Here is a 13,819-nt window from a genome sequence, read left to right as displayed (position 1 = left end):
ACGAAAGGGAGAGATTCGCAGGGTGCCTAGTCCCGACCAGCGGGATTGAGTTCCCGAGAGAGATCGACAAGTGTCGCGCCCCGGCCTGGCAATGTTTCCTTGCTGCTTTCGATATAAGGACCATAGGCATCGAGGAAAGACTGCACGGTATCATTGAAGAAGACCGCGGTTGTCTCCTTGGAGCAGAGCGACGCACTCACGCAAAGACCAAGCCGGTTGAAGAAATAGACGACCTCCCTGACCTGCTCCTGGCGTGCGGGCTCCTGCGCGATCCGACGGTTGAAGGACTGCAGCAGGTTGTCCCTGGCGTGTCCGCTCGTCTCAGCCGTCTTCCTGTCGGCGGGCGGGACCGTCGCGATGAACGCCGTGTAGAACTCACGAAGTTCACCATAGGCTTGCCGATAGCCCTGCGTTTCCCAGGTCTCAATGAGGGTGAGCGTATATTTCGTCCGTTCGGTCTCCTGGTTCTCGCGGTACTCGAAGACTGCCCAAAAGATTCCCCCCACCGCGCCGACGAAGGTCACAACGGTGATAATGCTGCTCAGAAGCGACCAGCCGGCATCGGAAACGTAGAAGAAAGAGAGGCCGGCCGGCCGCCTGGATGATGGCTGGCTCATGGCTTGCAGTTCTCGACCAGATCGAACCGCACCGACGGATCGATCGTGCCTTCGTGACCATCCAGCAACCGCTTCAGGCAAACAAGGCCTGCCTCATCGAAGATGTAGACGGAGCGTAGCTCGCGCTGGTTCCGTGCTGTGGATTCACCTCCGGGCGGTAATAGCCCGGGCATCCGATCAAGACCGCGGCGTTCGCGTCCGTCGTCCCCGGCGCAGGCGGAGAGATCGACCTCCGCATTGCTCGTTTCCGCGCTCCGGGCGGTTGAAAGAAACTTTTCATAGTCCTGACGGAAGCATTTTGCCCTTACCTCATCCAGCTCGACGACCTCGTCACAAATGAGGCACGCGGCGCCGGCGGCGGCAGGTGCGAGAAGCAGCATGGCAGCTGCCAGGGCCGCAACCGTTTTATACGCGTCGCGAAATCTAAAAGAGGGCATAGTCTCCCACCAGTCGGCTGTTGATGATCCAGGGTGTCTGCTTGCCGTCGCTCGCCGCGAAAACCAGCGTCTTGACGCCGCGATACAGTTCGGAGGCCTCGATGCGACCATTGTGATTGTGGTCATAACGATCGCGTTCCTTTCCAAGGACGGTAACGATCGCGTTGGTGAACAGGCCGCCGACCTCCCGCCGCCCAAGCGACTCCTGTCGCCCCTTCGCAGCGGCGAGAATGGTGAGATTGGATTTAAGGGCGACGAGGCTGTTGGCGAGATCGTCGTTGGTGGTGAAAGCCCCGGTTCCCGCGGCGCCGGAGTGGCAGGCGTCAAGAAGGATGGTGATACGCGCCTCGGTCCTTTCGAACAGCGCGGCCAGCCGGTCGAAAGGCAAGGCTGTGTGTTCGAGATCCGTTGGATCGGTGGCAGACGTCGCGAAATAGAAACGCCCATTGCGATCCTGCATGCCATGGCCGGCCAGAAACAGGACCGCGTGGTCCCCACGGACCAGCCCGTCCAGCAGTCGCGCCGTCGCCTCCAGTATGGCCTCGGGTGTGGCACGCCTGTCCTTCGGCCCTGCCTCGCCGCGGAACGGTGGCTCTTTACCAAGCGGCTCGGTCAGCGTTTCGAGCACCGTGCCTGCATCGCGCAGAGGGTAATTGAGCGAACGGAGGCGCTCATCCTCGTAAGTGTTCACGCCGATGACGAGCGCGCGGGTGACCGCACGGCGCGCAAGCGGCTCGCCGAGATCAGCCGATACCGGGAGGCTCGCCAGGCCCGCAGAATTGAATCCGATGACCGACACCCAACGCGCGTCCTTGAGCCTCTCGATCGACACTGCATTTCCGATGGTGGCTGCATCAACCGTTCCGGTCAGAACACCGTCCTGAAAAACGGACATATGCACCGTCTCAGCCGGGTCGAAGTGCAATACGGCTCTTACGCGACTGCCGTTTTCCTCGAGCGCAATCTCGCCTGTCAACGACGGCGGTACGCCCACCTCGGCGACGGCCTGCGGCGTCTGCCCTCGATCAAGAACGGCGCGCGCCAGATCTGGGACCTGGCGCGCTATGCCGAACCGGTCGAGACTATACTGTCCAACCCTACCGGGAAACTTCAGATCGATGAGGGCGGCGGCCTCGGCTGTCGCGTCGTAAAAGTAGTCCCTGGTCCAGACCGCGATCTCGTCGTCGGCGATGCGCCCGGACAGAAGCGACTGCCTATCGTCCAGAATGGCGTGAATATAGAAGTTGCCGTCAGAATTAAGTTGCACCGCATGGCGACGGTCTTTCGTCAACCAGGCGTCGACGAGGAGGTCGCCATTCGGAAGATTCTCGCCGATCCAGAGGAACTTCTGTGTTGCGCGGTCACGCACGGTAATGACGCCGTTGCCGGGCGCATAGGTCAGCAGCAGGTCGTCATTGGCTTTGATACGAAAAGCGTGCTGGTACCACAGACGATGGGCATTGTTTTCGAAGAAAAATGCGCCTTCCGCCTGAAGTGCCGCACTCGCCGCCGGCGCGGGGCGCGCGATATCCATGACGTAAAGGGCAGCATAGGGCCTGAGGCTCCCGAACGTCGCCCCCGCGACACACTCCGCACGCGCCACCCATACCGCCCCGCGAGACGTGCGGACGGTCGAGACCTCGACAACATCGCGAGGCGCCGACAGCGAGCCCATGCCCCCCGAGCTTGAGGATTCTCCGAGCAGAAGATGTTCACAGTCGGAGATGGGACCCTCCTCCCCGACGGGCAGAGCCCAGTCGAATCGCCAGCCCGCACGCTCCGCCTCGCGGCGGAAGCGCCCCATCGCCTCTGCGGATCGTTTCAGCCGCTGGTCGCGATCAAGCGCGTGAAGGGCGTTGTTTTCACCCGCGGCGTAGGACGCGAGGAGGCGTTCACCGTCGACCATTGGATCGAGCGCGACGCCGAGGCGCAAGAGTTGTTCGGGCAAGGCAGCGGCGAGAGGCGTGTCGTTGCCGGCTCTGGTGGAGCCTTGGTCGTTCGATGCCACGGCGGTATCGATCATGACTGCCTGAAGCTCAATTTTGGCCAACGTGCGCGACAGGCTCTCCGTAAAATCGCGGGGGCGGCGGCTGTCGGCTTCCGCGACCTCCCAGTCTTCCCAGGTACTGGTCGTCTTGAAGCCGCCGGCAACATCGAATTCCCGAGCGACACTGACGGGCGACACCATGCCAAGCGACCAGAACATATGAAAATGAAGGGGAATTGTCTCGCCACCTTCGGAACTGTAAGCGCCCGAAGAATTCGCGATCGAGGCGTAATCCGGGTTCTGGAGCGCACCAACGCGGTAGCCGGCGCCACCCCAGATGGCGTAGGCAGCATTCTCCAGATCGATCGCCACCCGCGTTTGACCGCGTTGCGCCGTGCAGCAAGACGGCCCGGTAATCTGTTCCCGTATGCGCAAATGATCGCCGAAGGTAGAGGAAAAATTCACCTCCGCCCAAGGCGCGAGTGTGGTGAAGACGACACTGTCGCCGAGCGCCCAGCGAAGGTCGCCGGCATCCGCTGTCGCAGCCGTATGCCCATCGACCATGTCGACGATGTCGAGCCGGCCATTATGCTCGACGCCGATGAAGCGGTGGGTTGGCGAGATCTGCAGGTGTGTGCCTGCCCGCTCGACGATTTCCGTCCCGCTTGCCGCATCCAGCAGAAGAAAGCGGGTATCGTTGAGGAGGATGCGGCGGGAGAATTTAGGGATATCGATGCTATGTGTGAACGCCGCGCGGCCCTCGGCGGTGTTGAGGACGATCTCGGCGGGCGCCGGTGCGATTTCGAGCCGCTCGGACCCTTCCTTCAGAACGATCTCCTCCTCGCAGGCGCGCAGATAACCCACCAATGAGACGGATAGGTTCAAAGGCCCGGCTTGCAGCGGAATGGTTGAAACTGAACCACTCGCCGCGGCGCCACGCGTCGCCAGAGCGACCATGGCGCGTGTCTTGCCGAGACCGGTTTTGATCGCGAACGGATTGGGTGCATCAGGACCCAACGCGACATGCCCCTTGCCTTTAAAACGGACGGGCTGTTCTGCTTTGACCATGAACCAAACCGGTATGCGATCTTCGAGCGTGTTGCCCGACCACTCGATCGCAAAGCTGTTTCCGGCGCGGAGCGGTCCCTGATGCGGCAGTGTCCATTGGAATTTTTCGGCCAGGCGCCGGAGCGTCTCCTTCTCCTCGTCGCATGACCCGCCGAGCCTGCGAGCAGCTTGCTTCACGCGGGCCTGGAAGCCTTCCAGCGGCTCGCCCTCGTGCCACCCGACCGCTCCATCCACGATCGGTCCCGGACCGCGGGTGGGTGGAGGTGCTAAACCCGCTTTCCGGCCATCGAAAACGCCGCTTTTTGCGGCTGCGTAGGGTTTCGGCGAGCCCTTTGCGGACTTAAGGAAACATACCCCGCCGCTCGGGTTGAACGTATAGGCTCGGCACATGTCGGTTTCCGAGCAGATCGCGATACATTCGCCTTCCTTCAGGCCACGCAGAAGCGGATCGGTCAGCCCATGTCGAATGTCATCGCCGCCAAGATCCGTATTCGGCTGCGAGGTCCAGGTTCCTTCGGACACGGTGGCCTCGGCCAGTTCGTCGGCAAGACGGGAGAACTGGCCAGGGAAGGGATCCTGGCCGCTACGAAGCCTGGCGAGGAGGGTAGCACATGCCTTTCCAACCCGGTCGTACTCGGGGCCGAATTGCGCGAGACCGAAGGACATCGACCATGTCCCCAACTTGAGGTTCAGCGACCGCCCGGAGGAAAGGCGGGCGATGAGCGCTGCATCGCGACCGGCATCGAGGACCGGTCTCTTGCGGATGCCATCGAGGGGAAGCGTTGCCTCAGGGCCTCGATCCACCGTCAGACCCGCGCTAGAGACCGACGGTGTCGAGTAGCCCGCTACCTCTTCGAAATCAAGGACCACACCGGCTTCGGCATCGCAGGCAAGACGAAGGCAGACTTTGCTGTAGCCGGTGGAGGCGCAGATTTTGCTGCCGATCCCCGTGTCGTCCGGCTGCCACGGTGGCAAGGCCGCATCGCCGACAACCGGGCCTGTCCTATGGGAAAGCTCCTCATCCATGTTGACGGCATGTGCCTCGCGGATCGATGCCGGCGCCTCCCAGTTCCGATCGGCTGCCCAGGCCGCCATGGCAGCCATGGTCGCTTGGTCTGTCTGGCCATTCACCGGCCCCGAATAGTAGCCGAGCCGTGAGAGGGCCGATTGAACGCGACGAACAGTCCCATCTTCTGGACCAGAGCCTGGACGATCCTGTTCTGCGACCTGTCCCTGCGCGCGTTCAGCTTCAAGAGAATTGAGATGCGCGACACGTAGGGTTGTTGGAGCCTCCCATCCCCGGTCGCGTGCCCACGCTACCACCGAACTCCACGTCTCGACCCCGGCATTTCCGTCGATCGGACCATGATAGTAACCGAGCGCTTCCAGGGCACGCTGCAGGCGTTGCACTTGCGATCTTGTCAGCTGTGATTGAAGAGTCGGTATCGGTTTAGACGGTGGGCTACCAGCATCTGGCGGCGCGGCATCACGTGTGACGCCGTCGGTCAAGCTCCTGATGATGTCGAGTGGAGACTGCGCCAGAGCCGGCTGCGACAGCAACATGATACATGCCAGAGCAATCCCTATTACCCTCATTGATGCAGCATGGCCCCCAGCCAAAAGTTAATAAAGAGTATACTGCCGAAGAACTGAGGGTTCCTCAAGTGAATATTTAAGGATTGGTGCGTCTTACCCGTTACCGCCCTAGCAGAGCGCGTCGCCGTGTCGTCCGCTACTACACCAATACGAACTCGACTTTTGCGTGAATCAAGTATATTCCTTGCCTTGCAACGCTTTGTTCTTTCGCAATCCAGAATGACACACAAGCCAGCGGATGTGAATGATCGCGGTCCGGCTGGTCCTCGTCCATTTTTTACGGTGGAGGCGAATGTGCCGCCTGCGGTGTTGGCGATCTGGCGGCAAAAGTCGCGACGATGCGAAAACCTTGAGTGGGCGTTCACCGACGTCCACTCTCGATACTGCTCGTGAGGGCTTTAAGGCGCCGGTTACGGCGCCATGCCGAAGGCAGGCTGTGGTTTCTGGCGGGCGAGAGGCGGGAACGCGAGCGCTATCGCCGCGGCCCCCAGCCCGACCATCGCGGAGCCGATGAACAGCCAGGAATAATTGGCGAAGGTGTCGAATATCCAGCCGCCGATGAGAGGGCCGAAGGCCATGCCGAGGCTGGAGAGCATCGTCGCCGCGCCGAAGACCGTGCCGATGATGCGCGGCCCGAAATATTCCCGCGCCAGCACGGCATAAAGCGGCATCACACCGCCATAGGCGCTGCCGAAGACGATGGCGAGCGCGTAGAATTCACCGAGCTGGCTGACGAGGAGATAGGTCGCAAGGGCCGCCGCCTGCACGAGCAGGCCGGCGACCAGCACCGGCTTCACCCCGATCCTGTCGGCAAGGCTGCCATAGAGCAGCCGGCCGCCCAATCCCGCCAGACCCTCGACGCTGTAGATGCTGACGGCCGCCATCGGTGCGACGCCGCAGATCGTCGCATAGTTCACCATGTGGAAGATCGGCCCGGAATGTGCCGCACAGCAGGCAAAAAAGGTCAGGCCAAGCACGATGAATTGCGGCGATCGAAAGACCTTCGACAGTTGCGGCCGGGCGCCGTCGGCCGCGAACTCGGTTCCGGTGTCAGTAGTCTCGGCGGGCGGACGCCTGACGAGAAACGCGGCCGGCACGAGCAGCACCCAGGCCGCAACGCCGATGATCAGCATGGCCGGCCGCCATTCATAGGTTGAGATCAACCAACGCGCGAAAGGTGAGATCGTCATCGGCGCGACGCCCATGCCAGCCGAGACCAGCGACACCGCAAGCCCGCGGTTTTCGTCGAACCAGGCGGTCGTCGCCGCGATCATCGGCGCGAAGAACGTGCTGGCGGCCAGCCCGACGAGGATGCCGTAGGTTAGCTGGAACTGCAGCAGCGTTTCGGCCCGGCTCGCTAGGACCAGCGCCAAGCCGAGCAGCACGGACCCGATCATCACGACGATGCGCGGGCCGAAGCGGTCGCTTGCCGCCCCCCAGAAGAAGCCGCCGAAACCCATGACGATGAAGTTCAGCGTCATCGCGCTTGCTATGCCGACATGCGACCAGCCGGTCGCCGTTGCAATCGGCTCCTGAAAGATCGCCAACGAGAACATCGCGCCGAGCGCAACGCATGTCATCAATGCGCCCGCAGCGACGATGACCCAACGATAGGAAACACTCATGGCTACATAACCTCCATGCCGACAGAGTGATCGCGGCGCATGCGGCAAGCCTACCGCATTTCGCGCCTGCGATCTCAAGACGTTTGAACCGCCGCGATTTCGACAGCGCACTCACATCTTTTTTAAGTGTCGAACCGGCAATGGCCCTATCGGCAATGCGCTCTGATCCTCGAAACTAGTCCAATCCCAGTCTCTGAAACAGTTCGGTCGGCGCGCCATACTGCTCGACGACTTGCCGCATAAGATGCAGCATTCGTTCTCGCTCTTCGCGCCGATCCTGCCAGAGGTCGCGCTTTTGGCCTGGATCATTGCGTCGATCAAATAGCAGCGGCTGGCTGTCCAGGTTCCGCCGGTCTCCGGGGCCGTCGGGGGTGATGGGAATTTTCCATTGCGGCATGTCGATACCGGGAATGTAATAGCCATGATCGACCGGCCTGTCCTGCGGCTCGATGGTGGTGGGCACCATGGTCGAGTACGCGTAAAGCGGCTTTTCGCGATCCGGCGGCTGGATCAGCGTCCATTCGCCATCGGTGCAGCAGATGCCTTGCCCGAATGTCCCGTATATGACGGCGTTCCGCGCGTTGCTGGTCTCGCCTTTGAGAAGCGGCAGAAATGAATGCGAATGCGTCTGTCGTGGCGGCTCGACGCCGGCCATAGCCAGGATCGACGCGAAGAGGTCGACGGTCGACGTCAGATTTTTTATCGCGCCACCATTGGCTTGGAAGCCGGGGTGCCAGACGAGCAGCGGGATGTTTGCGTGGCTGTCGAAATGCGGGAATTGTTTGCCATAGCCGCCGCGTTCGCCGAGGTCGTGTCCGTGATCGGTGGTGACGATAACAGCCGTGTCGTCCCAGAGCTCAAGTTCGTCCAGGGTTGTGAACAGCTTGCCCAGCCACCGGTCCGTCATCGTCAGCTTGGCGCCATACTGGGAGCGAACGAAAGCCAGTTCCTCGGGGCTCGCCTGGCTCATGAACTCCGCCTGACGCGCCGCATCCTGATAGGGCGGCCACAGCGTGAAGCGGTCGCGCGCCGCACCGTCACCGTACATCGATGCATAGGGCTCCGGCACATCGAAGGGTTCATGCACGTCGAAGGACTCGACCTGCAGAAAAAACGGCTTTCCGGTTTTCGGTTTGGCCAGCCATTCGCTGGCTGATGTCATCACCTTGGCGGGAAAGAAATCGGCCTCATCGTTGAAGTTCGCGACATTGGAGAAGTAGCGATGGCCATAGCCCGGACGCCATTTCTCGATATTGTGCGCCCATCGCGGCAGATCCGCCTCCGGCACGAGCGGTTCCCAGAAATCCAGCTCGTGCCCTCGAATGAATTCCGCGCCTTGGAAGCTCTGGATGTAGCCGTTCGCCGACTCCTCCCAGTAGTGATAGTGATCGGTGACGATCGCGGTGGTGTAGCCCGCACTCTCCAGCAGTTTCGGCAGACGAAGGTCGAAGGGTTCGAGCGGGCCCCAAGGACGCCATTGCATGCCGCTGAAGCCGGCAAAAATCTCACGCCGCGCCGGCATGCAGGGCAGGCTGCCGACGAAGTGATTGTCAAAACGCCAGGCCTTTTGCGCAAATGACTGAAGGTTCGGTGTCGCAAACTCAGTTCCGCCATAGGCCGAAAGAGCATTGCGGTTAACGCTGTCGATAAGCACGAGGATGATGTTCATGGAAGGACCTTCGATGTTCGTTCGAGGCTTTCACGCCGCTACAGCTTCACCGCACCGGCCGCGAGATCGGAGACCAGCTTTCGTTGAAGCAGCATGAAAAGGACAAGCGTGGGCAGCGTCGAAATCACCGATGCCGTCATCACCAGATTCCATTGGGTGGTGTATTCGCCGAAGAAGCCGGCCAGCCCGACCGGCACGGTCTTGTTTTCGTCCGCTGTCATCAGTGTCAGGGCAAACAGAAATTCATCCCACCCCGACACGAAGGCGTTGACCGCGACCGTCACCACACCCGGCCAGGCGATCGGCAAAATGACCTTGAAGATGATCTGGATCGTGGAGGCGCCGTCGAGCTTGGCTGCCTCGTCGAGATCCTGGGGAATTGTGTCGAGGTAGCCGAGAAGCAGATAGATGGCGAATGGCAGGTTCATGGCCGTATAGGACAGAACCAGGCTCAGCGGATTGTTGATCAGCCCGACGGCGAAAAACATCGAATAAAGCGGCGTGATCAGGATCACGTAGGGAAATAGCTGCGTGCAGATCACCAGGATCAGCAACAGGCCGCGGCCGCGGAAATCGCGGTTGCGCGAAAAACCATAGGCGGTGATCAGCGCGATGGTCACGGCCGCGACAGTCGAGATTGTGCAGACGACGAGGCTGTTTCTGAGGTAGTTCGGGAACGGCGAATTCTGAAGGAGGGTGTAGTAGTTTTCCAGGGTGACGCTGGTGAACAGCTGAAACGTCCGGGTGAAGATTTCCTTGTCCGGGCGGAAGGAAATCAGAACCACCCAAATGAAGGGGAACGCCAAAATCAGCAGCAGGCCGATACCCAGAATGACGGTGATCAGGTCCCTGGCGAACCTGATATGCCGCGCTTTATGCGTCATCGAAACATTCATGACGACGCTCCCCGTTTCCCGCGGGAGAGAATCCCGAGATAGACGAGCGCGAAGGCGAACATCATCAGGCTCATGAGAACGCCGATGGCGGCACCCTCGCCGACGCGATAGTCGACAAACGAGACCGTATACATTTTCGTTGCCAGAACCTGGGTGTAGTCGCCCGGTCCTCCTCGGGTGGCGAGCCAGACGTAGACGAAATTGTTGAAGGTCCAGATCGTCGTCAGCAGCGCGACGACCGCGATCACGGGCTTCAGCATCGGCAGGATGATGCGCAAATGGATCTGAAACTCGGACGCGCCGTCGATGCGGGCCGCTTCCCTGAGTTCCCTCGGAATCGACTGCAGCGCCGCGAGAAAGGTGATGATGACGAAAGGAAGCTCGCGCCAGATCAACATCGTTTCGACCGCGCCCCAGACCGTCGACGTCCTGGAAAGGAACGGAATTCCCCTGTCGATGAGCCCCGTCGACAGGAGAAACTGGTTGACCGCGCCATAGCGGGGATCGAGCAGCCACTTCCAGGCGGCGACGGCGACGACCGGCGGCGTTACGAAGGGGACAAGCACCAGCGACCGGACGAGCCAGCCGATGCGCCATCTGGCGAAGACCTCGGCGTTGAGAAGGATCGCCAGCGCAAGTCCGAGTGCCAATCGAATGACGACCGTCACGAATGTCAGCAGGAAAGCGGTGTTGAATAAGGCGCCGGCAATTCCATCATTCTTGAGGACGGCGGCGAAGTTGGCAAAGCCGACCCACCGACCCTCCTTTCCCAGATCGAAAAGGCTAAGATCCTGAAAGCTGAGCGCGATATTGTAGAATGCCGGGCCGGCAAAAAAGATTGCCAGGATGAGCATCGCCGGCATGACCAGGCCATAAGGCTCGAAATGCCAACTCCGGAATGATCCTCGTCTTTCGGCGCGCTTGGCCAGCGCGCCGTCCGGGTTTGCGGAAACAGACATCATCAGCCCTTGCCGCGGGCAAGCAAGTCGTTGAGCTCCTTGATGATGACATCCGCAGCCTCATCAGGGTTGCGCTGCCCGGAGAATACGGCGCCGAACTCACGATTGATGAGCGCTGTCATGCTCGACACCTTGATCGGGGACGAGATGTAGCGCTCGAAGGTCTGCGCCAACGGAAGCATCGTTACATAGCCCTGTTCGGCCGGCGGAAACTGGAGCTGTGAAAGCAGCGACTTCTGCGAGGGATATTGGTTGTAGGTTTTGAAGGTCTCTGGGCCGACCAGATATTTGACGAACTCCCAGGCCTCCTTCTGATGCTTGGTGTTGGGATTGATGCCCAGCGCACGTCCGCCAAGATGGGAGATGCGCTTTTCCGTCCCTTTCGGGATCGGTGCGGTCAGCAGCGGCTTTTCAGATTGTTTCTCGGCGGCCCTGAAGGTTTGCGGCGGAAAGAAAGTGATCGCGCAGTCGCCTCGGCCGAGCCCGCCGATCAGCTCGGGATCGCCCCAGGCATTCACGGTGATGAGGTTTTCGGGCGCCGTTCCGTCCACGAAAAACTGGTTGAAATAGTTCATCGCCGCCGCCAGTTGCTCCGGCGTCACCGCCACCTTCCATTTCCCCGGGCTTTCCTCCGTGACCAAGGTCGAGCCGTTGCTCCAGAGGTAATAATTTACCAGCGTCCACATGCCGCTGTCGGGTGCGCTGCCTGCGGGGAAGCAGAAACCGTATTGTTCGGTCCCACCACCTTCGGTGGTCAACTTCTTGGCAGCTGCCGCAAGATCGTCCCAGCTATCGGGAAAGTTCGAGACACCTGCTGCCTGCAGGAGATCCGGGCGATAGGCCATCGAGAATGTATCCGCCGTCCATGGCAGGCCGAAGATTTTGCCATCGAGGGTGGCGAGGTCGAGAGCCAGAAAATCGTCGGTGCCGGCTCCCGGCGCATTCGATTGGATGAGAGGGCTAAGATCGAGGAGCAGCTTTGATCGCGCGAGATCACGCGTCCACACGAAAGCCAGCTGCTGAACATCCGGTCCCGCACCGGCGGGAATTTCGCGCGCCAACTGGGCAAGCGTGTCGCCGCCCGACATCGTCTCCAATTTGACCTGGACATCGGGATGACTAGAGTTCCAGGCCTCGACGGCGGCAATCAGGCCTTGAATTTCGGTCGGGGGATCGAATTGACGAAACGTCAGCTGGACCTTGTCCTGCGCCGCCGATGGAGCGACCGCAAAAATCATCGACGCCGCCGTCGTCGCGGCGAAAATCAACTGCCGGCCTATGCCATTTTTAAACATCGGTTCCTCCTCCTTCTATCCCCATCCCGCGCCCCGATTTCCTTGTCGAAGGCTTATTCTTCTGTGTAGAGCGTCCGTCGAGAACGTGCTCATCGGCGCGAAATTCCCTTTCATGAGGGGCTTTCGCAGCTCTTGGCACGCTCGAATTAGTCTACTATTGTTGTGTACAATGTGGCGCAGATGGTGCTGAGGTCAAATGCAAACATGCTATATGTTATGCATAAGTCGCATAGGGAGGGAGACGGATGCGGGAGCTACGCCAATTCGTCGAAGTGGCAAACCAGCGATCGATCTCGCGTGCCGCCAAGAAGCTGAATATTTCGCAGCCGGCGCTTTCCCGGGCTATCCGGCAACTCGAAGACAGCTACGGCGTTCCGCTGTTCAACAGGACCGGCGCCGGCGTCGAATTGAGCGTTTACGGTTCAGCCCTTTATAGCCGGGCGGTGCGGATATTGCCGGCGCTCGATGAAGCGAAAGAAGAGATCGAACATCTTCAGGGCCGCGCCAAGGCCGTTATTCGCATAGCCACCGGCGATCTTTGGGGGCTCGTCATATTGCCGGGGATCATAAAAGCCTTCAGCCGGACGCATCCGGGTGTCGTCGTCCACGTCGAGATCGCCGATGACGGTACACGTTTCGAAGGGATGCGGCACGGCGTCTACGATCTCGTCTTCGGAACGCTCTCCTACAAATATGAAGCCGTCATGCAAGTCGAGTTCGAAACGCTGGCAAGACAGGCGACCTACATCTACTGCCACAAGGATCATCACCTGGCCAAAGCGGCGACCGTCACCCTCGATGATCTTCTGCGTCAGCGCTGGATCAGCCCCGGTTACGGAGATGATGAAGGGCCTGGTCAACTCGAGCGTCAGACCCGGGATTTTGCGGTTCGTGTGGACTCCATGTTGCAGGCTCTGTTGATCATGCAGGGTTCGCCGCTGGTGATGGCCGCCTCCAGCGGCTTTGCGAAATTGTTCGATGGGTTCGGGATCAGACCGGTGATGTTCCAGGACCACGGCCGCGTACAGGAATCGGGCGCAATCTACTTTCCGCGCGCGCTCGAAAAATCTCCGGTCCGCGATTTCCTGCGTTTGGTGCGTGGTTCGATGCCGTTGTTGGCGTTGCCCGAATTCTCGCTTCCTGAAACTGCGTGATCAAAGCGTGCGAAACATCACCAATGCGTCGACATAGCCCTGCGTCGGATGAAGAAAGACGCCCGGGAGCCGGCCGACGATATCGAAGCCGAGAGATTGCCACAGCGCGACCGCGCGTTCGTTGCTGCTGACGACGAAGTTGAACTGCATCGCCCGAAAGCCGCTGGCGCGGGCATGCTCCAGGGAATTCACATGCATCAGCCGAGCGACGCCGCGGCCGCTTGCTGCAGCATCGGTCATGTAACCGCAGTTGCAGACATGCCGGCCGCCACCTGCCTGATTGGCCTTGATGTAATAGGTGCCGAGGATCACGCCATCCGCTTCGGCGACGAAGGTCTCGCGGTCCGGTCCCATCCAGTAGGCCAGCGCATCAGCTTCGCTCAAATCGCGATCGAGCGCATAGGTTTCGCCGGCGCGGATCGTCGGACCGATGATCCTCCAGATGGCGCTTCGATCGTTCTTGTCTGCGGGTCGGATCAGCATGCCCGATCTCTAACGAAACCGGGCACGCCGCGC

General features: G+C 60.6%; 10 protein-coding genes. 1 reads left to right on the top strand and 9 read right to left on the bottom strand.

The genetic code is table 11. The annotated features are described in order from the left end of the window. Positions 1-26: 26 nt before the first annotated feature. The 8 genes from ACM5SV_RS04210 to ACM5SV_RS04175 all read right to left on the bottom strand — a co-directional run bounded on the left by ACM5SV_RS04210 (position 27) and on the right by ACM5SV_RS04175 (position 12,149). The gene (locus tag ACM5SV_RS04210) at positions 27-617 is read right to left on the bottom strand and encodes a DUF4760 domain-containing protein (protein ID WP_017996506.1); all 591 of its coding nucleotides are present in this window, start codon (positions 615-617) and stop codon (positions 27-29) included. After that, positions 614-1,054, bottom strand: a complete 441-nt coding sequence (locus ACM5SV_RS04205; RefSeq protein ID WP_128449747.1) for a hypothetical protein — start codon at positions 1,052-1,054, stop codon at positions 614-616. The genes ACM5SV_RS04210 and ACM5SV_RS04205 overlap by 4 nt, the downstream gene beginning before the upstream one ends. Further along, a complete protein-coding gene (locus ACM5SV_RS04200; RefSeq protein WP_419425070.1) occupies positions 1,041-5,672 on the bottom strand; it encodes a caspase family protein in 4,632 nt (1,543 codons plus the stop codon). The genes ACM5SV_RS04205 and ACM5SV_RS04200 overlap by 14 nt, the downstream gene beginning before the upstream one ends. Positions 5,673-6,115: 443 nt before the next feature. Continuing rightward, positions 6,116-7,330: an MFS transporter gene (locus ACM5SV_RS04195; protein ID WP_003554035.1), complete on the bottom strand. Its 1,215-nt coding sequence runs from the start codon at positions 7,328-7,330 to the stop codon at positions 6,116-6,118. A gap of 175 nt (positions 7,331-7,505) precedes the next feature. Beyond that, a complete protein-coding gene (locus tag ACM5SV_RS04190; RefSeq protein ID WP_003554037.1) occupies positions 7,506-8,999 on the bottom strand; it encodes a sulfatase in 1,494 nt (497 codons plus the stop codon). Positions 9,000-9,037: 38 nt separating this feature from the next. Beyond that, positions 9,038-9,895: a carbohydrate ABC transporter permease gene (locus ACM5SV_RS04185; protein ID WP_003554040.1), complete on the bottom strand. Its 858-nt coding sequence runs from the start codon at positions 9,893-9,895 to the stop codon at positions 9,038-9,040. Beyond that, positions 9,892-10,854, bottom strand: a complete 963-nt coding sequence (locus tag ACM5SV_RS04180) for a carbohydrate ABC transporter permease (RefSeq protein WP_419425069.1) — start codon at positions 10,852-10,854, stop codon at positions 9,892-9,894. Before ACM5SV_RS04180 ends, ACM5SV_RS04185 begins: the two co-directional genes overlap by 4 nt. 2 nt (positions 10,855-10,856) lie before the next feature. Next, positions 10,857-12,149 (bottom strand): ABC transporter substrate-binding protein, encoded by a 1,293-nt coding sequence (locus ACM5SV_RS04175; protein WP_003554044.1) that lies wholly within the window; start codon positions 12,147-12,149, stop codon positions 10,857-10,859. Between the two features lie 245 nt (positions 12,150-12,394). On the opposite strand from ACM5SV_RS04175, the gene ACM5SV_RS04170 reads away from it, so the two are divergent. Continuing rightward, positions 12,395-13,303 carry a LysR family transcriptional regulator gene (locus tag ACM5SV_RS04170; protein WP_003554047.1) on the top strand — a complete coding sequence of 303 codons (909 nt, stop codon included), beginning with the start codon at positions 12,395-12,397 and terminating at the stop codon, positions 13,301-13,303. On the opposite strand, the gene ACM5SV_RS04165 is transcribed toward ACM5SV_RS04170, so the two are convergent. After that, entirely contained in the window at positions 13,304-13,786 is a 483-nt protein-coding gene (locus tag ACM5SV_RS04165) for a GNAT family N-acetyltransferase (protein WP_003554050.1), read from the bottom strand. Between the last annotated feature and the right edge of the window lie 33 nt (positions 13,787-13,819).

It is taken from the genome of Rhizobium sp. CRRU65, from assembly GCF_048551595.1.
Taxonomy (GTDB): Bacteria; Pseudomonadota; Alphaproteobacteria; order Rhizobiales; family Rhizobiaceae; genus Rhizobium; species Rhizobium leguminosarum_J.
The sequence above is the reverse complement of the archived record's forward strand: the minus strand, read 5'-3'. Positions and strand labels throughout refer to the sequence as shown.